The organism is Flavobacterium sp. Sd200 (assembly GCF_009826935.1).
Classification (GTDB): Bacteria; Bacteroidota; Bacteroidia; order Flavobacteriales; family Flavobacteriaceae; genus Flavobacterium.
The window spans coordinates 370,035-388,524 of sequence record NZ_WUMN01000001.1 but is presented as its reverse complement, the minus strand read 5'-3'; the positions used below and the strand labels follow the sequence as shown (position 1 = coordinate 388,524).

The 18,490-nt window shown below is 38.2% G+C and carries 17 protein-coding genes; 11 read left to right on the top strand and 6 right to left on the bottom strand.

The annotated features are described in order from the left end of the window. Window positions 1-3 precede the first annotated feature (3 nt). From GR160_RS01735 to GR160_RS01700, 8 genes are all read left to right on the top strand, one after another. Window positions 4-2,604 (top strand): DNA translocase FtsK, encoded by a 2,601-nt coding sequence (locus GR160_RS01735; RefSeq protein WP_160748107.1) that lies wholly within the window; start codon window positions 4-6, stop codon window positions 2,602-2,604. A gap of 3 nt (window positions 2,605-2,607) precedes the next feature. Further along, window positions 2,608-3,258, top strand: coding sequence for an outer membrane lipoprotein carrier protein LolA (locus tag GR160_RS01730; RefSeq protein WP_160748106.1), 651 nt, complete (start codon window positions 2,608-2,610; stop codon window positions 3,256-3,258). 7 nt (window positions 3,259-3,265) lie between these two features. Next, complete coding sequence (locus GR160_RS01725; RefSeq protein WP_160748105.1) at window positions 3,266-4,744, top strand: LptF/LptG family permease; 1,479 nt, start codon at window positions 3,266-3,268, stop codon at window positions 4,742-4,744. Then, entirely contained in the window at window positions 4,741-5,883 is a 1,143-nt protein-coding gene (ribB, locus tag GR160_RS01720; RefSeq protein WP_160748104.1) for a 3,4-dihydroxy-2-butanone-4-phosphate synthase, read from the top strand. Before GR160_RS01725 ends, ribB begins: the two co-directional genes overlap by 4 nt. A 375-nt stretch (window positions 5,884-6,258) precedes the next feature. After that, a complete protein-coding gene (locus tag GR160_RS01715) occupies window positions 6,259-6,783 on the top strand; it encodes a porin family protein (RefSeq protein ID WP_160748103.1) in 525 nt (174 codons plus the stop codon). 33 nt (window positions 6,784-6,816) lie between these two features. After that, window positions 6,817-7,380 carry a porin family protein gene (locus GR160_RS01710; protein ID WP_160748102.1) on the top strand — a complete coding sequence of 188 codons (564 nt, stop codon included), beginning with the start codon at window positions 6,817-6,819 and terminating at the stop codon, window positions 7,378-7,380. Window positions 7,381-7,524: 144 nt separating this feature from the next. Beyond that, the gene (aroQ, locus tag GR160_RS01705) at window positions 7,525-7,947 is read left to right on the top strand and encodes a type II 3-dehydroquinate dehydratase (RefSeq protein ID WP_160748101.1); all 423 of its coding nucleotides are present in this window, start codon (window positions 7,525-7,527) and stop codon (window positions 7,945-7,947) included. Window positions 7,948-7,951: 4 nt separating this feature from the next. Further along, window positions 7,952-10,432: a DUF5686 and carboxypeptidase regulatory-like domain-containing protein gene (locus tag GR160_RS01700; RefSeq protein ID WP_160748100.1), complete on the top strand. Its 2,481-nt coding sequence runs from the start codon at window positions 7,952-7,954 to the stop codon at window positions 10,430-10,432. A 36-nt stretch (window positions 10,433-10,468) separates the two neighbouring features. On the opposite strand, the gene GR160_RS01695 is transcribed toward GR160_RS01700, so the two are convergent. Together GR160_RS01695 and GR160_RS01690 are read right to left on the bottom strand one after the other, a co-directional pair. Further along, window positions 10,469-10,870: an excinuclease ABC subunit B gene (locus GR160_RS01695; protein WP_160748099.1), complete on the bottom strand. Its 402-nt coding sequence runs from the start codon at window positions 10,868-10,870 to the stop codon at window positions 10,469-10,471. A gap of 92 nt (window positions 10,871-10,962) precedes the next feature. After that, window positions 10,963-11,295 (bottom strand): hypothetical protein, encoded by a 333-nt coding sequence (locus tag GR160_RS01690; RefSeq protein WP_160748098.1) that lies wholly within the window; start codon window positions 11,293-11,295, stop codon window positions 10,963-10,965. Window positions 11,296-11,693: 398 nt separating this feature from the next. Here GR160_RS01690 and GR160_RS01685 point away from each other — a divergent pair, with 398 nt between their 5' ends. Continuing rightward, a complete protein-coding gene (locus GR160_RS01685) occupies window positions 11,694-13,919 on the top strand; it encodes an NADP-dependent isocitrate dehydrogenase (protein ID WP_160748097.1) in 2,226 nt (741 codons plus the stop codon). 48 nt (window positions 13,920-13,967) lie between these two features. Here GR160_RS01685 and GR160_RS01680 read toward each other — a convergent pair whose 3' ends face one another. Both GR160_RS01680 and GR160_RS01675 read right to left on the bottom strand, forming a co-directional pair. After that, window positions 13,968-14,372 carry a hypothetical protein gene (locus tag GR160_RS01680; protein ID WP_160748096.1) on the bottom strand — a complete coding sequence of 135 codons (405 nt, stop codon included), beginning with the start codon at window positions 14,370-14,372 and terminating at the stop codon, window positions 13,968-13,970. A 12-nt stretch (window positions 14,373-14,384) separates the two neighbouring features. Further along, window positions 14,385-15,374 carry a nucleotidyltransferase domain-containing protein gene (locus tag GR160_RS01675; protein WP_160748095.1) on the bottom strand — a complete coding sequence of 330 codons (990 nt, stop codon included), beginning with the start codon at window positions 15,372-15,374 and terminating at the stop codon, window positions 14,385-14,387. 241 nt (window positions 15,375-15,615) lie between these two features. On the opposite strand from GR160_RS01675, the gene GR160_RS01670 reads away from it, so the two are divergent. Both GR160_RS01670 and GR160_RS01665 read left to right on the top strand, forming a co-directional pair. Beyond that, on the top strand, window positions 15,616-15,888 hold the full coding sequence (locus GR160_RS01670) for a hypothetical protein (RefSeq protein ID WP_160748094.1): 273 nt from the start codon (window positions 15,616-15,618) through the stop codon (window positions 15,886-15,888). A gap of 15 nt (window positions 15,889-15,903) precedes the next feature. After that, on the top strand, window positions 15,904-16,398 hold the full coding sequence (locus GR160_RS01665) for a hypothetical protein (protein ID WP_160748093.1): 495 nt from the start codon (window positions 15,904-15,906) through the stop codon (window positions 16,396-16,398). A gap of 58 nt (window positions 16,399-16,456) precedes the next feature. Here GR160_RS01665 and murA read toward each other — a convergent pair whose 3' ends face one another. Then, entirely contained in the window at window positions 16,457-17,767 is a 1,311-nt protein-coding gene (murA, locus tag GR160_RS01660; RefSeq protein WP_160748092.1) for a UDP-N-acetylglucosamine 1-carboxyvinyltransferase, read from the bottom strand. Between the two features lie 13 nt (window positions 17,768-17,780). Beyond that, entirely contained in the window at window positions 17,781-18,482 is a 702-nt protein-coding gene (locus GR160_RS01655) for a DUF4290 domain-containing protein (protein ID WP_160748091.1), read from the bottom strand. Window positions 18,483-18,490 lie beyond the last annotated feature (8 nt).

Sequence of the window (18,490 nt, the reverse complement as noted above, 5' to 3'; positions counted from 1 at the left end):
TGCATGGCAAAGGCTAAAAAAGAAACTACTGCTAAAGAAAAAACCGTTACCGAAAAAAGACCCTGGAAACTGTCTCGCAGAAACAAAGTGCTTGCGGGCATCCTTCTGTTTCTATTTTCGGTGGCATTGCTGCTGTCGTTCATTTCATACTTTATGTACTGGCAGTATGACCAAAGCGTACTTACTTCTTTTGCAAACCGCAGCCAGAACGTACAAAACTGGCTGGGCAAATTTGGAGCATGGCTTGCCGATATTTTCCTGTATCAGGGTTTTGGTATAGCTTCGTTTATACTTATACGTTTCTTTTTTTTAATGGGATCCTATCTGGTACTCGACCTGCCTGTATCTAAACTAAAGAAAACCCTTTTTTGGGATCTTTATCTTGTAATAATATTGTCTGTACTGTGTGGCTTTTTTAATGCCTATATACCCGAACTTGGTGGTGTTATAGGTTACGAGATCAACCTGTTCATGCAGGATTTTATTGGCAAGACCGGAACACTTTTAGTGCTTTTATTCGGGCTGTCAGTATTCTTATTCGTAAGGATAAAAATATCGCCTGATGCTATTAAAACCTTCTTTGAACGCAAAATAAGCGAGACCGAAGAGACTGATGAAGAAACAGAAACGGTTGCTGAGAATATAAGAGTACAGTCTGTACAAAAACCTGTAGCCGCAACTGATAATTTTGAAGAACCTGAAACAGAAGCAATAGAAAAGCGTCCTAACTATGAAGATATGGATGCCGATGAGTATGACGAAGAGCTCGACCATATTGAGCTTAAAACCATACCCAATCCTATTTTTCAGGTAACACAACCAACGCCTGAAGTACCACTTGGCCAGACAACGATACCATCTTCTACCCCGGCCGCACCATCGCAATTTGAAGTAAACAAAGAGGCTTTAAAACCTACAATTACTCATACGTCTCAAATAAATCTTGATGTTGCCCCTAAAGCAAAACCGGCAGAGCCAGCCGCACAGGTACACGAGATTATTGAAACTGATGACAAAAACTTTGTAATCGAAAAAATTGCAGATGAGGACATTGTAGAAGAAAATCTTGCCTCCAAACTTGTAAAAGACTTTGGTGAGTTTGATCCTACCCTTGATCTTTCTAACTTTCAGTTTCCTCCTATAGACATGCTTAAAGATTATGGCGGAGGTATCACTATAAATCAGGAAGAGCTTGAGGAAAACAAAAACCGTATTGTAGAAACACTACGCAATTACAAGATAGACATTGCCCAGATAAAGGCCACCGTTGGACCATCGGTTACATTATACGAAATTATTCCTGAGGCCGGTATACGTATCTCCAAGATCAAGAGCCTTGAAGATGATATTGCTCTCTCTCTTGCTGCACTGGGAATCCGTATTATTGCCCCAATGCCCGGTAAAGGTACCATTGGTATAGAGGTACCTAACAAGGTGCCAAGCATGGTATCGATGAAAAGCGTTATTGGCGCACCTAAGTTTCAGGCTGCCGAAATGGAACTGCCTATTGCGCTGGGTAAAACCATCAGCAATGAAACCTTTGTGGTAGACCTTGCCAAGATGCCCCACCTTCTAATGGCGGGTGCAACAGGTCAGGGTAAATCGGTTGGATTAAATGCCGTGCTTACATCGCTTTTGTATAAAAAACACCCTGCCGAGGTTAAGTTCGTACTGGTAGACCCTAAAAAGGTAGAGCTTACGCTTTTCAATAAAATTGAGAGGCATTATCTTGCCAAATTGCCTGATGACGGCGATGCAATTATTACAGATAACACAAAGGTTATCAATACCCTAAACTCGCTTTGTATTGAAATGGACAACCGCTACAACCTGCTTAAGGATGCAACGGTAAGGAACATTAAAGAATATAACGAAAAATTCCGCCAGCGTAGGCTGAACCCTGAAAATGGTCATCGTTTTTTACCTTACATCGTACTGGTAGTAGACGAGTTTGCCGACCTTATTATGACGGCCGGTAAAGAGGTAGAAACCCCTATTGCGCGTTTAGCCCAGCTTGCACGTGCCATTGGGATTCACCTTATTATTGCCACACAAAGGCCATCGGTAAACGTAATTACAGGTATAATCAAGGCCAACTTCCCGGCAAGGATAGCCTTTAGGGTTACTTCTAAAATAGATTCGCGCACCATCTTAGACAGCCAGGGCGCTGATCAGCTTATAGGACGTGGAGACTTACTATACACTCAGGGCAATGACCTTGTGCGTGTACAGTGTGCCTTTATAGACACTCCTGAAGTAGAAAAAATTACCGAATTCATAGGAAATCAGAAAGCATATCCTGAGGCATACCAACTTCCTGAATATTTTGGAGAAGAAAGTGGCACTAATCTTGATATAGATATTAGCGAAAGAGATTCGATGTTCAGGGAAGCAGCCGAAGTGATCGTTACGGCACAACAGGGGTCGGCATCATTACTGCAGCGCAAACTAAAATTAGGCTACAATCGTGCAGGCAGGCTTATAGACCAGCTTGAAGCCGCAGGAATTGTAGGCCCGTTTGAAGGCAGTAAGGCCCGAAACGTACTTATAAACGACCTTGCCTCCCTTGAGCAGTTTTTTAGAAATGAAGAAAATGACTTTTAAAAAATGCAAAGTATTATCAGGGTTTTATCGCTTTTTATTCTAACAGTAGGACTGACTGCACATGCACAGGACTCTCAAAAGGCAAAAAAAATGCTCGACGAGGTTAGTGCCAAGATAAGGAGTTATAAAAACATTGTTATCGACTTTAAGTACAGTGCCAGCAACCCTAAAAAAAACCTGAATCAGGAAAGCAAAGGCAATGTAACCCAACAGGGAGATAAATATGTGCTTAATTTTATGGGCATAACCCGCATTTTTGACGGTAAAAAAGTGTATAATATTGTACCTGAAGATGAAGAGATAACCATCTCTACCTTTGACGACAAAAAGGATGATGGCCTGACACCATCTAAATTGCTTACGTTTTTTAATACCGGCTATAAGTATGCTATGGATATTCCACAAAACATAAAAGGCCGTAAAATACAATATATCAAGCTTACACCTCTTGATGCTAAAGACGAGATTAAAGAAGTGTTTATTGGCATTGATTCACAAACAAAGCATATATATACACTTATACAAACTGCTAAAGACGGTACCAAAATTACTTTTACCATAAATTCTTTTAAAACAAATCAACCTTTGTCGAAAAATCACTTTACCTTTACCGAAAGTAAATATCCTAATTATTACATTAACAGATTAGACTAATTTACGGGTGAAAATTTTAGACCGCTACATCCTTACATCGTTTATACAAACCTTTTTGTCTGTATTTACTATCCTGTTCCTTATTTTTACTTTACAGGCTATATGGCTTTTTATATCAGAGCTTGCCGGAAAAGACCTTGATGCCTGGCTGGTAGCAAAATTCCTTTTGTTCTACTCGCCTAAAATGATACCAATGGTATTGCCGCTTTCCATACTCCTTGCGTCTATAATGACGTTTGGCAGCTTTGCTGAGAATTATGAGTTTGCAGCCATGAAATCGTCGGGTATATCATTAAACAGGGCTATGCGTTCGCTTATTATATTTATATTCGGGCTTAGCATTGTAGCTTTCTTTTTTGCCAACAATGTTATCCCAAAAGCCGAATACAAGTTTTTAAACCTACGCAAGAACATCATTCAGCGAAAGCCTGCAATGGCCATTGTTGAAGGACAGTTTAACGCTGTGGGTAGCTTTAATATCAAGGTAGAAAAAAAATCGGGCGAAAACGGAGAAAAGCTTACCGGAGTAACCATACACAAACGCAAACCCGGAGCAGCAAATGCCACTATCATTCGTTCTAAGACAGGGCTTTTAAGCAGCAACGAAAAAAGCAACCTGTTGCAACTTGAGCTTTTTGACGGTTATTATTATGAGGAAGTAAACTCTAACAATCCTGCCGAGCGCGAAAAAATGCCTTTTGCAAAGAGCAGCTTTTCTAAGCAGATAATGAACATAGATCTTACTGCCCTTAACAGCAATGACGAGGACAGTGAGCAAATTGCGCATACCAACAATATGCTTAATGTATCTGAATTGCGATACACGCTCGATTCACTCGAAACAAATTATACTAAAGATGCCAACAGCATAGCGTCTAACATTGCCATGCGCCCTGTAAGTGTTATAGGTTATGAACCTAAAAGCTTTAAGAAGAAGGCTTCTGAAACACCAAAAGCCCAGAGTGCTAAAAAAGATACTATTCCGCAGGACTTATTGGCTATCGTAAAAAAAGAAGATAGACTACGAATATTAGATTTTGCTGCAAACAACGTTAGCAGTACAGATTATGTAGTAACATCGGGTAAAAATGAGCTTTTTGAAAAAATAAAGAACATCAACAACCACCTGTTGGCTTTATATGACAAGTATGTTATTGCCTTTGCCTGTATTTTAATGTTCTTTATTGGCGCACCACTGGGTGCCATTATTCGCAAAGGAGGCTTAGGCTTACCTATTGTTTTTGCCGTTCTGATATTTATTATATTCCACTTTATAAACACTTTTGGCCGCAAAATGGCTCAGGAAAACGGCATACCTCCCTTTTTAGGTTCCTGGATGTCGTCTTTTATATTAAGCCCGCTGGCTGTATTGCTTACCTACAGAGCCACTAACGATATTGGCCTGATAAGTTTTGACAACTTTATAATGCCGTTACAAAAGGCATTCAACAAAATTTTAAAAATTAAACCCAAACAAGAAGCATGATAGTTCCTGCTGAAAACAAAATAACCTTAAACACTATTGAAGAAGCTATTGAAGATATCCGTCAGGGTAAAGTAATAATAGTGGTTGATGACGAAGACAGGGAAAACGAAGGCGATTTTATTGCTGCCGCCGAGAAAGTTACCCCCGAAATGATAAACTTTATGGCTACTCATGGACGAGGCCTTATTTGTGCCCCGTTAACCGAAGAGCGCTGTAAAGAACTTGACCTTAACCTTATGGTTGCCAATAATACCGTTTTGCATGAAACTCAGTTTACAGTATCTATAGACCTTTTGGGTCATGGCTGTACTACAGGAATATCGGTTCATGACAGAGCTAAAACCATTAAGGCGCTGGTAGATGAGGATACCAAACCTTACGATTTAGGAAGACCCGGGCATATTTTCCCCTTAAGGGCAAAACAGGGTGGCGTGTTGCGCCGCACAGGACATACAGAAGCATCTATAGACCTTGCCCGCCTTGCCGGACTTAAACCGGCAGGCATACTTGTAGAGATACTTAACGAAGACGGCTCTATGGCACGCCTTCCTCAACTGGTAGAGGTTGCAAAAAAATTCGACCTTAAAATTATATCTATAGAGAACCTTGTTGCATACCGCATGCAGCACGACAGCCTTATTGTTAAAAAAGAAGATTTTGAGGTAGAAACCCGTTTTGGCTCTTTCAGACTAAGGGCTTATGAGCAAACCACGAACAGGCAAATACACGTAGCGCTTACAAAAGGAAGCTGGAACATTGGCGAACCTGTACTGACGCGCATAAACTCTACACAAATAAACAACGATATTTTAGGAACGCTTACCAACAATCCGGATACCAAGCTGGACAGTATGTTTAAACGCATAAACGATGAAGGCAAAGGCGCAATATTATTTATAAACCAGGAAGTACAGCCCGTTGCCCTGCTAAACAGAATAACAGAGCTTAAAAATCTTCAGGCAAACGGAACACATAAAGCACCACCGTTAAAAATGGACGTAAAAGATTTTGGCATTGGTGCTCAAATTCTGCACGATATAGATGTTTGTAAAATAAAAATGCTGACCAATTCTGAACAATCTAAGCGTGTTGGCATGACAGGCTATGGCCTTGAAATTACTGAATATGTAACTTTCTAAGAGTTATACTCTATAAAGCATTATAAGCCCCTGCAACAGCATGGGTTATTTTTTGTTAAAAAGAAGGGATTACGTTTGGCAATATTTTATAAAATATTTGGCAACACATAAACCTGTATAGTAGTATTTTTACCACAAATAAAAAACAACATAATGTGTTGTGCTATAATCTGCTGTTATGCAAGCGGGTTTGGCTCGAAATACGTTCTTAAAATAGCCTTTTTTAAACATCCGGTAGTTTACTAACACTTTCATTGCGCTTTTAAGAAGCTAATTACCAATTGATAGCGGTTAAGTTATGTAAAGTATAGCATAAATGGAATAATTAGTATTAGTTTCTTTATTTTTGTGGCCTAAAACTTAATAAAACAAAACATGAAGAAAATTGTACTTATCGTGCTGTTGGCTTTTACAGGAATTACAATGCAGGCACAGGCTTTTGGCGTAAAGGGAGGTTTTAACTTTAGCAACCTTAAAGGCAGCGGTACTGAAGATTTTAATGTGCATACCAGTTTTCATGTGGGTGTGCTTTATGAAATAGAAGTATTCGATTTTTTTAAAGTTCAGCCAGAGATACTATACTCACAACAGGGAGCTAAGACAAGGACCGATGATATTAAACTAAACTACTTTACTGTTCCGGTGTTGGCTAAATTATATATTACTGATGGATTTAACGTTCAGGCCGGCCCGCAGTTTAGCATGCTGCTTAATGAGTCTGACAATTTTGAGGCTTATAAAAGCGAAACATTTGATTTTGGCTTTACCGGAGGTCTTGAGTTTTTTATAAACAAAGGCTTATTTGTACAGGCAAGATATTACTGGGGTACTACAGAGGTATCTGGTGTACGTGATATAAAGAACAGAGTTGTACAGGCATCTCTTGGTTATGTATTTTAGAAAATAATATAAACTAACCTAACTAATAAAAAAATGAAAAAGATCCTTTTAATTGCAGCAATGTTTGCAGGCAGTTTTGCCATGCAGGCACAGGGAATAGACTTTGGTATTAAAGCCGGAGCTAACTTCTCTAACTTTAACGGAGATATAGATTCTGACGGAATTACTAATTTTCATGCAGGGGCAGCTTTAGAGCTTAACCTTATTCCTACGTTCTCTATACAGGCCGAAGGTTTATTTTCTACCCAAGGTGGTAAAGCCGTATATGAAGTTGATGGTGCGGGCGGTGTAGCACAAGATTTTAAATTAGATTACATTTCTGTACCTGTAATGGCTAAATTTTACCTATTACCAGACAGGTTCAGCCTAATGGCAGGACCTCAGTTCTCGTTCCTTGTTAACGAAGCTGAAGAACAGTTCAAAGCAAAAACATTCGACCTTGCAGCTGCAGGTGGTGTAGAGCTAAAAATATTTGCAGGCTTGTTTGCACAAGCTCGCTATACTATTGGGCTTACAGATGTATATGGCGATTCAGAAAATGTAAACCTAGATGCGAAGAACGCTGTGTTCCAGCTATCGGTAGGATATTATTTCTAAAAAAAATATAAAATATTTAAAAACCGGTTTGCCCATAAAGCAAAACCGGTTTTTTTATGGCTTTATATGTTAAAATTATTATTAAACCACATACAGCCTTTACAGGTATTACTTACATTTACTAATACAAATTAAAACACACAAATGAATATTGCCATTATAAACGGCCCTAACCTTAACCTGCTGGGCAAACGCGAACCCGAAATTTACGGAGGCCGCACTTTTGAAGACTACTTTACCGAATTACAAGCTAAATTTCCTGGGGTAAAGCTATCATACTTTCAGAGCAATATAGAAGGAGAGATCATTACTAAAATACAGGAAACAGGCTTTACTTTTGATGGCATAATACTCAATGCCGGGGCATACACACACACATCTGTAGGTATTGGCGATGCTATCAAAGCTGTCACTACACCCGTGGTAGAAGTACATATCTCGAACACATTTTCGCGCGAAACGTTCAGGCACCAGTCGTTTATATCTCCTGTATCGGCAGGGATAATAATTGGCTTTGGCTTAAAAAGCTATGAGCTGGCCATACAATCGTTTATAACTGTAACATAAAAAAATGAAAAAGGCCTTTGCAATACTATTCCTTATCGTGGGGTTACCGCTATTTGCCCAAATAAAGGGCAAGATTACAAATGCCAATGGCGAGGCTGTGCCTTATGCTTCTGTAATTGTATCCGGCACTTATAACACCACATCTACCAACCGCGACGGAGAATATACATTGCAGGTAAAAGACAAAGGCAACTACACAATAATAGTACAGAGTATTGGCTATAAGACCAGCGAAATTCCTGTTCAGGTAAACCAGCTTCCGTATGAGGTTAATGCCTCTTTAGAAACAGAGAATTATGATCTTAAAGAAGTAGTAATTTCCAATACCGATAATCCGGCAAATGCCATTATAAAGAATGCAATAGCCAACAGGGAAGCTAATGGCGCAAAGACCAAAGAATTTACTGCCAATTTTTACTCTAAAGGGCTTTTCAGGATAAAAGAAGTTCCCGAAAAATTTTTATGGATAAAACTTGGCGGTCTGCAAAACGTGCTCGACCCCTCGGGCAGCGGCGTGGTATATTTGTCAGAAACCGTATCTGAAATTAAATACCAAAAGCCCGATAGGCTGCATGAGCGAATCATTGCATCTAAAGTGAGCGGCAGCGATAATGGCTATAGCTTTAATAACGCTGCATCGGCCGATTTTGATTTTTATAATAACTATATAGAGTTTTCTATAAATGCTGTATCGCCCATTGCCGATAATGCATTTGATTATTATAGTTATAAACTTGAGAGCACTTTTTTTGATGTCAATAAAAACCTGATCAACAAAATAAAAGTGACCCCTAAACGCGAAAGTGACCCTGCTTTTAGCGGTTATGTATATATTGTAGATAATTCCTGGCAACTTTATTCTGTAAATCTTTCTATTAAAGGAAAACAAATAAGGCAGGACTTGCTGAATACGTTAATGATACAGCAAAATTTTGGTTATAATGCCGCTGACAAAATATGGTCTAAAAATGTGCAGACACTCGATTTTGAAGCAGGCGTTTTTGGAGCGGTTCTAACCGGAAGGTTTTCTTATGTGTACAGCAATTACAATTTTAACTCTGGCTTTGACAACAAAACCTTTACTAATGAACTGCTTGCTTTCGAGCCGGATGCTAACAAAAAGGCACCAAGCTACTGGAACGATAACCGTCCTATTCCGCTTACTAATGAAGAACGAACCGACTATGCTAAAAAACAACTTATAGAAGAACGCACAAGCACCAAAGAATATAAAGACTCTTTGGATCATGAAATGAACCGTTTCAGGATATTGTCGCCAATAACAGGCTATAACTACAACAACAGTTATGAAAACTGGACTATTAGCTACACAGGAATTATTCGTAAACTGGGGTTCAATACTGTACAGGCTTACCATTTGGCACCTTCATTTTATTTCACAAAACGAAATCCGGAAAAAGTTACCTATACCACCTTTGGAACCGACCTGAATTATGGTTTTGCCGAAAAACGCTTCAGGGCAATGGGTACGGTTTCGCGCAAGTTTAATAACACCACTAACCGTATTGTTACTCTCAATGGTGGAGCAAATATAGAGCAATTCAACCCGGAAAGGCCTATTAACCGTATTGTAAACAGTATCAGCACGTTGTTCTTCAGGGATAACTATATGAAACTTTACGACAACAGTTTTGTACGTCTTAGTTATCAGGAGGAGCCGATAAATGGTATCTATCTGTTTGGAACTATAGAATATACAAGAAAAAGAACACTGCCTAACAACACTAACTTTTCTACATTAAAAGACCTGTACGATCCGTACACTTCTAACAATCCGTTGCTGCCTTATGACTATGAAACTCCTGCATTTTTAAAACACAGCATGTATAAAGCTACAGTGTCGGCAAGTTTTTTTCCGGGACAAAAGTATGTTACACGCCCCAGCGGTAAATATAATATAGACGAAACGGGCCTGCCAAAGTTTTTCTTTAAATATGAAAAAGGGTTCGAATCGAGCGTAAAAGACTATAACTTCGACCATCTTTCGGCAAGAGTAACCTATGATGTTACCCTTGGAAATAAAGGCAGATTAGGAACAAGCTTTAGAGGTGGTACATTTTTTAACTCGGGAGATATTGCCTTTACTGATTACAGGCACTTTAACGGTAACCAAACCTATGTGGGAAAATCTGAACGTTACCTGAATGTGTTTAACCTACTGCCATACTATACCCACAGTACTAACGACAAATATTTTGAAACCCATATAGAGCATAATTTTAATGGATATATCACCAATAAAATTCCGCTATTAAACCAGCTTGATTATCATTTGGTTGCAGGATATCATTTATTGAATATACCTGAGCGCAATCCATATATGGAGTTTACCGTTGGTTTTGATAACGTTGGTTGGGGCAAGTTCAGGTTTTTGAGAATAGATTATGTTCGTTCTTACGAAAGCGGATTCAGGGCACATGGTGTAGTAGTTGGCCTTACTTTCTTAGATATACTGGAGTTTTAGAAAAATTCGTAATTCGTAATTCGTAATTCTTTAATATTAATTCTGCTGGGCCCTAAAGAGCGCCAGTAATACTTCAGGGTCTATCATGCCCGTAGGAGAATTTTGCATTTCTACTAAAACACTTTTCATAGCAAAAGGACTCAGCCCCATATTAATTCCCATTTCCCTGATGGCTATCTGTTCGTTATCATGCAAAACACCATCGGCCTGCATTAGCAATGCAAGCCTGTAAAACTGTAATATGCGGTCGTGCTCCGTTTTGAGTACTACTTTTTCGGCAGGCTCTTCAAAAAGGCTCGTAAACACATCCTTTTCTATCTTTAGCTGAGAAGCTACTATCCATAAAAAACGATATTCACGCTCATGAACCTCACCATCGATTTTAGCAAATGCGATCATTTCAGACAGCAGGCTCAATTTTTCTTTATAAGTACTCATAACAAACCAATTTGCTGCTAAAATATCTTTTTTGACTCAAAAAAACAAACTCAGAACCTAAACACAAAAAAAGCCATGCTTAAAAACATGGCCTATACTACAGCGTTTAAAAGGTATTTTTCTATATTTTGCTTCGCACCTACCGGCACATTGTGCGGATGCTGTTCAGTAAAATCCAGCAATTGGGTGTCTATTTCTATACTGTATTTTCCGGGATTTTGGGTTAGTCTCAAAAAACCTTTTTTAATCTTTCTGCCCCGTGCCCCATTTTTTGGCCTAAAGCTAAACCTACTTATAGTTTGGGTGGTTTTATGGTAAACAAACCACAAAATGTTTCGCAGCCCATTACTGCTGCCCTGCTCTACTTCTATTATTGCCAGATCGTGGTTATCCAGATAATAAACTATTTCACATTCTTTTGTCATATATGGTCGATTTTTATTTGTACAGCTATTAGACGACATTATTTCAAATTTGTAACATAGGGCCTAAATTTTATCTTTAACGTTAAAAAAAATACTTTCGTACGGCTAAGGCACTATAATTTTATAAAAAACCTATTTTTAAAAAATTTACCGATTGATTTTTATATAAATACGCTGCCATTTAACTGCGCAAAACATAAAATCTTAAACGTTTTTTTACCGATTTATGACAGGGCTTTTCTTATAGTTTTGTTATATTTGCGTGCCTTGCTGAATTATATTAGGGTTAATACGGGTTAGAGTTAGTCTTAATAAACACTTAGCGGTACAAACAAACATAAATAACGTATTAACAATAAGTTTTTTACTTCCGTAAAAGCTATTTAAAAATCAAAAAAATGTCTGATACATCAAAGATCATTTACACGATAACTGATGAGGCCCCAATGCTGGCCACCCACTCACTTCTTCCAATTGTACAGGCTTTTGCCGCTCCTGCGGGAATTGAAGTAGAAACAAGAGATATCTCTCTTGCCGGAAGGATACTGGCTAACTTTCCTGAAAACCTTACCACTGAACAAAAAATTGGAGATGCCCTTACAGAACTTGGCCAACTGGCAAATACTCCTGAGGCTAACATTATAAAACTGCCAAACATCTCTGCATCAGTTCCTCAGCTAAAAGCTGCTATTAAAGAACTACAGGCTCAGGGTTACAATATTCCTGATTTCCCGGAAGATGCTAAAACCGACGAAGAAAAAGAAATAAAAGCTAAGTATGGCAAAGTATTGGGTTCTGCTGTAAACCCTGTGCTTCGCGAAGGTAACTCAGACCGTCGTGCGCCACGTGCCGTTAAAAACTATGCTAAAGCCCACCCACACTCTATGGGAGCGTGGAGCGCAGACAGCAAAACAGAAGTTGCCAGCATGAGCGAAGGCGATTTTTACGGTAGTGAAACTTCTGCTACGATCAAAGAAGCTACAGATGTTGCTATTGAATTTGTTGCCGAAGATGGTACTGTTACCACACTTAAAGCAAGCACTCCGCTTAAAGCAGGCGAAATAATAGACAGCAGTGCACTTAGCCTTAAAAAGCTAAAAGCATTTGTTGCTAAAGAAATTGCCGATGCTAAAGATAAAGGTGTATTGTTCTCTGTTCACCTTAAAGCTACCATGATGAAGGTTTCTGACCCTATTATCTTTGGTGCTATTGTAGAAGTTTTCTACAAAGATGTATTCGATAAATATGCCGAATTGTTTAAAACACTTGGTGTTGATACACGCAACGGTCTTGGCGATGTATATGCTAAAATTGCCGGAAAACCGGAAGAAGCAGAAGTTAAGGCCGCTATTGAGGCAGTGTATGCTACTGCCCCTGCCCTTGCCTATGTAAATTCTGACAATGGTATTACTAACCTGCATGTGCCAAGCGATGTTATTGTAGATGCATCGATGCCTGCAATGATACGCACAAGCGGCCAGATGTGGAATGTTGAAGGAAAACAACAGGACACTAAAGCTATTATTCCGGACAGGAGCTACAGCGGTATTTATACAGCAACCATAGATTTTTGTAAAAAACATGGTGCTTTTAACCCTGCAACTATGGGCAGCGTTCCAAACGTAGGTCTTATGGCTCAAAAAGCAGAAGAATACGGCAGCCACGATAAAACGTTCCAGGCTACAGCTAATGGTACTATTAAAGTAGTAGACAAAAACAATGGTACGGTTTATTTACAGCAAGCTGTTGAAACTGGTGATATTTTCAGGATGTGCCAAACTAAAGATGCACCAATCCAGGACTGGGTTAAACTTGCCGTTAACCGCGCACGTTTAAGCAGTACCCCTGCTGTTTTCTGGTTAGACGAGAACAGGGCTCACGATGTGCAGCTTATCGAAAAAGTAAACACGTACCTTAAAGATCACGATACTACAGGTCTTGACATCAGGATCCTTAACCCTGTAGCCGCTACTGAGTTCTCTTTAGAGCGCATCATTAAAGGCGAAGACACTATTTCTGTAACAGGTAACGTATTACGTGACTACCTTACAGACTTATTCCCAATACTTGAACTGGGCACATCGGCTAAAATGCTTTCTATCGTTCCATTAATGAACGGTGGTGGTTTGTTTGAAACCGGTGCAGGAGGTTCTGCCCCTAAACACGTACAGCAGTTTACAGAAGAAGGTTACCTGCGTTGGGATTCTCTTGGAGAGTTCCTTGCCCTTGGTGTATCGTTCGAACACCTTGGACAAACACAAAACAACGCTAAAGCACTTGTATTGAGCGAAACACTTGATGCTGCTAACGAAAAATTCCTTGAAAACGATAAATCTCCTGCCCGTAAAGTAGGACAGATAGACAACCGCGGATCTCATTTTTATCTTGCATTATATTGGGCTCAGGCTCTTGCTGCACAGGATAAAGATGCAGAACTTAAAGCTAAATTTACAGACATTGCAAAAGAACTTACAGAAAACGAAGCTAAAATTGCAGGCGAACTTGTAGATGCTCAGGGTAAAGCTCAGGAAATTGGCGGTTACTACCACCCTAATACCGAGCTTACAGATAAAGCTATGAGGCCAAGCGAAACATTTAACGCTATCCTTGCCAAACTGGCATAATAGTGTAAAACTATATTTTTTTAAAAGCTATCCTGAACAGGGTAGCTTTTACTTTTTAGGAGAAACGTATAAATTATCTATACTCGAAAAGGCTACATAACCTAAAAGAATAACTCCAATAAAAAAAAATATCAAACTGAGTGAATAAAACAATCTGTTTCCAGGATCATATATAGTCACATCTTTGTCATTTACATACTTATTACCTAATACTCCAGAAATTTTTAAAATGCTGGACAAGGCAAAAAAAACTGATAATGAAAAGAATATTAAAGTCAACTTGATATAAATTGGAAATTTAAACAATTGCAAAATTTGCTTCTGATTGTTTTCATTGAAAATGATAGATGAAGTAAAGTAACCTATTATAGCTGTAGATAATGTAATTATCAATTTAATAGTATCAAGGACTACATCAAAAGATTTACTTTTTCGTTCGTCAAATGTTGTCATAACTGATTTCTTTTAGCAAAATGGAAAAAAAGGGCATATAATCTGCTTCAAATCATTCCATATATTTTTAATATTTATTTGATTAGTGATTTTTAATATATTGTCCTCCCCCTCTTTAATATGTATATCTGTTAATTCATTTATACTTTTATTCTTCAGTGTATTATTAAAAATCGAACTATATTCTGTCACTTTTTCCATAAAATCGATTCCCTTGCGATTGTTATTAATGGATTTCGCAAAGAAATATGTAAAATAATCTTTGACTCTATTTTTAAAATAACCCTCCCAATCCGATAATAGTATATCAATACTTTTTTGGATTGTAGGTAAATAATATTGCGCAAACTCATATAATATTGTTTTATCAACTCCATAATATGATCCAAATAAATCTTGAGAAAAGTTCAATGAAGAAATATGTTCTGCATCCAAATCCTCCGCATTAGTATTAATGTACCTTAAAGTCTCTTCTTTAGTCGCAGAAGAAAGTTTACTAAATAACTTTACAAAAGTCTTAAACTCATTTTTAATAGCAGATAATAACACCCCTTCATCATCAATAGTAGTTAAATCATATTTTTTCATCCATTCGACAATAAGCTTAAGGGAAATAGAAATATGTTCTAATTTGACTTTATCGCGATATTCTTTATATTCAAAATCGTTAAATATGAAAGCAGGAATTAATATTTGCTCATCCTTATCATATATCAGTAGAGAAGTATTTACTGTGAACTCTTGCATTAGATTCGAAAATGCTTCACGAGTGGTAATAGAAACTTTTGCGCCTAAAGATTTAGAAAGTAAATCCGACATCATGAGCAAGTCAATAATTTTAGGCTTAATTTCTTCATAGTCGATATCAATCATTATATCAATGTCGCTATTACTTCTTGCTTTGCCACTTACACGAGAACCATATAAAAAAGCTTTATTTATATAACTTCTCTCACTAAAAAACAACTGAAGTTCGTTTATTTTTCTATTATTTAATTTCATATTATATTTTTAAAATAAATTTCAAGTTTAAAACACTGAAATACAATACCTATATATAGGTATTTTTTCGGTCACAATAAACTATCAAACATGAACACCTTTTAAAATAATTTTGAGTCAATTAACTTTATGGCTATTTTAAGAATGGCATAAGCAAATAATTAATAATTTGTGGTATGTCTTTTAAAGATCGACAAACTGCATCGATAGTACTTATTATTAATGTAAATTCTTCTTTGCCATGAACCTAAACATAGACACCATAAACAATGCTTTTAAAAAGTGGGGTATCAGCACCGCTACAGCCCAGTACAGCATTACAGAATATTCACTCAACACTGATTTGAGCTTTAAATTTAACGGCCTTAATGAATTTGCATCTTTTTTAGGAATCGATACTGCTACAGATACCGCAAAAACAGAAATGATCAAGGCTAAAATAATTGAGGCTGGCGTAAATCCGGAATCGTTTTTCTATGTGAATTTTTATAAATCAAAAGTAGCCGAACTATAAACTTACCAGTACACTATGAACCTTGAAGACCTTAAAGCAAAGATCGATACAAAAGCCGCTTACGATAAATACAAAACCAAGTATGAGTACAAGCGCAAAGAAATGAAACGAGCCGAGGTAAAAAAAATATTTGATGGTTTTAAAGAATTCTTTAAAGCCGACAGCAATTTTAAATTTAAACAAAACGAGCACAGTATTGCTGCCGAATATAAGGAACATGCAATAAAGCTGGAAATGGATATTTATAACAATATTGACAGCGATGATTTTAGGCTTACCGGCACTATAAAAACTTACGAAAAAGATACTTTTGAATTTATTGCCGAAGGTATTTGCAGTATAGACCCTGCCCTGCCACCATCGGATAGTAGTCCCCTAGACCGCATGGTGCACGACACCCGCTACTATAAGGATTTTTTAGACGGAAATATTGACTATACTTTTACCTATAACATTACAGGCCGCGAAGGCACTTTAGCCACCATGCAGCAACTCATGGAGGCGTTATAAAAAACAAAACGGGCACTTAAAAAGTGCCCGTTTTACTATTATTGTAGACTCTTTAAGATTAGTCTATCCTTGTAATTTTTGCGCCAAGGGCTTTAAGCCTTTCATCTATACGCTCATAACCACGGTCTATCTGATCGCTGTTTTGTATAGTACTAACTCCTTTAGCAGAAAGTGCGGCAATCAATAATGATATACCAGCCCTGATATCAGGAGAAGACATTAATATACCTTTTAGTTTAGATTTAAAATCAAGACCAATAACAGTAGCCCTATGCGGGTCGCAAAGTATGATCTTAGCTCCCATATCTATAAGCCTGTCTACAAAGAAAAGACGACTTTCAAACATTTTTTGATGTATAAGCACTTCTCCCCTTGCCTGTGTAGCCACTGTTAGCACTATACTTAAAAGGTCAGGCGTAAAGCCAGGCCACGGAGCATCAGATACAGTAAGTATAGAACCGTCTATGTAGTTTTGTATCTCATAACCGTCTGTGTGGGCAGGAATATAAATATCGTCTCCCCTGCGCTCTAAAGTAATACCCAGTTTACGAAAAACGTTAGGTATAACCCCAAGGTTATCCCAGCTTACATCTTTAATTGTAATTTCGCTTTGGGTCATGGCAGCAAGACCTATCCAGCTTCCTATTTCGATCATATCCGGCAATATGCGGTGCTCGCATCCGCCAAGAGTTTCTACTCCTTCAATCTCTAAAAGGTTAGATCCAATACCAGTAATTTTTGCCCCCATGCTATTCAACATTTTGCAAAGTTGTTGCAGGTAAGGCTCGCATGCAGCATTGTATATTGTAGTTTTACCTTCTGCCAAAACCGCAGCCATAACAATGTTTGCAGTACCGGTAACCGATGCCTCATCTAAAAGCATGTAGGTTCCCTTTAGCTTCTCAGCCTCTACACCATAAAAGTGGTCTTCTTCGTTATAACGGAATTTAGCCCCAAGGTTAATAAATCCTTCAAAGTGGGTATCGAGCCTGCGGCGGCCAATTTTATCGCCACCCGGTTTAGGTATGTATCCTTTACCAAAACGTGCTAATAACGGCCCAACTATCATTATAGATCCCCTTAACGACGATCCTTCTTTTTTAAAAGCCTCGCTTTCAAGGTAAGCAAGGTTTACCTCATCGGCCTGAAAGGTGTAAGACCCATGTTCCAGCTTTTGTATTTTAACACCAAGATTGCTAAGCAGGGTTATAAGTTTATTAACATCAATAATATCTGGAATATTGCTGATGGTTACTTTCTCGGCAGTCAACAACACAGTGTTAAGCACCTGAAGAGCCTCGTTTTTAGCACCTTGCGGTTTAATTTCGCCTTTAAGTGGGGCACCACCTTCAATTTTAAATGTTCCCATTTAGCTGTAAAAGTTAGGGTTTACGGTTATTATTTTGATTGTTTTGTCTTGAGTTACTGCCCATGCGCTGCATTTTTTGCCTTGGGTTTGTGTTAAACTGCATTTTATTGCTAAGTTTTTTGTTAACCTTCATAAGGTCTATAGAGGTAGAAAGTTCTTCATCTGTAGCAAGCAGGTTTATTTTTCCGCCGGAAAGTTCCAACAGGTGCTCAAAGATCACGTCATCTTTAACGGTGTCTTTGTTCCAGCTCAGGTAGCACTTTTTCATATGATTGGCTATCACAATAATTAGTGCATTTTTCATTTCGCCCTCCTCCCAGCTGTTGGCAACATCTATCATGTATTTTATGTTATTGCCATAAAAACGGTACTTAGGAAAGTTTTGCGGATAAGCCAGTGGCCCCGGCTTTACATTCAGCATTTCGCGCGAGGGTATAGGATATGGAGAATCTACATCCAGTTTAAAATCAGACATAATAAATATCTGATCCCAAAGCTTATGCTGAAAATCGGGCACATCGCGCAAATGAGGATTTAGTGTCCCCATAACACCTATAATATATTTAGCAGCCTTATTACGTTCATCCCTGTCTTCTATAGCTATAGCCTGTTCTATAAGCTTTTGCAGGTGGCGCCCGTATTCGGGTATAATAAGGTGTGGCCTCTCGGCATTATATTCAAGAAAATGTACAGCTTCCTGTGTATTGTATTTCATAAATATAC

What these genes read in the sequence shown, in the direction of transcription:
- GR160_RS01735 (WP_160748107.1), top strand. Translation starts at nt 4, where the DNA reads ATGGCAAAGGCTAAAAAAGAAACTACTGCTAAAGAAAAAACCGTTACC.
- GR160_RS01730 (WP_160748106.1), top strand. Translation starts at nt 2,608, where the DNA reads ATGCAAAGTATTATCAGGGTTTTATCGCTTTTTATTCTAACAGTAGGA.
- ribB (WP_160748104.1), top strand. Translation starts at nt 4,741, where the DNA reads ATGATAGTTCCTGCTGAAAACAAAATAACCTTAAACACTATTGAAGAA.
- GR160_RS01715 (WP_160748103.1), top strand. Translation starts at nt 6,259, where the DNA reads ATGAAGAAAATTGTACTTATCGTGCTGTTGGCTTTTACAGGAATTACA.
- GR160_RS01710 (WP_160748102.1), top strand. Translation starts at nt 6,817, where the DNA reads ATGAAAAAGATCCTTTTAATTGCAGCAATGTTTGCAGGCAGTTTTGCC.
- aroQ (WP_160748101.1), top strand. Translation starts at nt 7,525, where the DNA reads ATGAATATTGCCATTATAAACGGCCCTAACCTTAACCTGCTGGGCAAA.
- GR160_RS01700 (WP_160748100.1), top strand. Translation starts at nt 7,952, where the DNA reads ATGAAAAAGGCCTTTGCAATACTATTCCTTATCGTGGGGTTACCGCTA.
- GR160_RS01695 (WP_160748099.1), bottom strand. Translation starts at nt 10,870, where the DNA reads ATGAGTACTTATAAAGAAAAATTGAGCCTGCTGTCTGAAATGATCGCA.
- GR160_RS01690 (WP_160748098.1), bottom strand. Translation starts at nt 11,295, where the DNA reads ATGACAAAAGAATGTGAAATAGTTTATTATCTGGATAACCACGATCTG.
- GR160_RS01685 (WP_160748097.1), top strand. Translation starts at nt 11,694, where the DNA reads ATGTCTGATACATCAAAGATCATTTACACGATAACTGATGAGGCCCCA.
- GR160_RS01680 (WP_160748096.1), bottom strand. Translation starts at nt 14,372, where the DNA reads ATGACAACATTTGACGAACGAAAAAGTAAATCTTTTGATGTAGTCCTT.
- GR160_RS01675 (WP_160748095.1), bottom strand. Translation starts at nt 15,374, where the DNA reads ATGAAATTAAATAATAGAAAAATAAACGAACTTCAGTTGTTTTTTAGT.
- GR160_RS01670 (WP_160748094.1), top strand. Translation starts at nt 15,616, where the DNA reads ATGAACCTAAACATAGACACCATAAACAATGCTTTTAAAAAGTGGGGT.
- GR160_RS01665 (WP_160748093.1), top strand. Translation starts at nt 15,904, where the DNA reads ATGAACCTTGAAGACCTTAAAGCAAAGATCGATACAAAAGCCGCTTAC.
- murA (WP_160748092.1), bottom strand. Translation starts at nt 17,767, where the DNA reads ATGGGAACATTTAAAATTGAAGGTGGTGCCCCACTTAAAGGCGAAATT.
- GR160_RS01655 (WP_160748091.1), bottom strand. Translation starts at nt 18,482, where the DNA reads ATGAAATACAATACACAGGAAGCTGTACATTTTCTTGAATATAATGCC.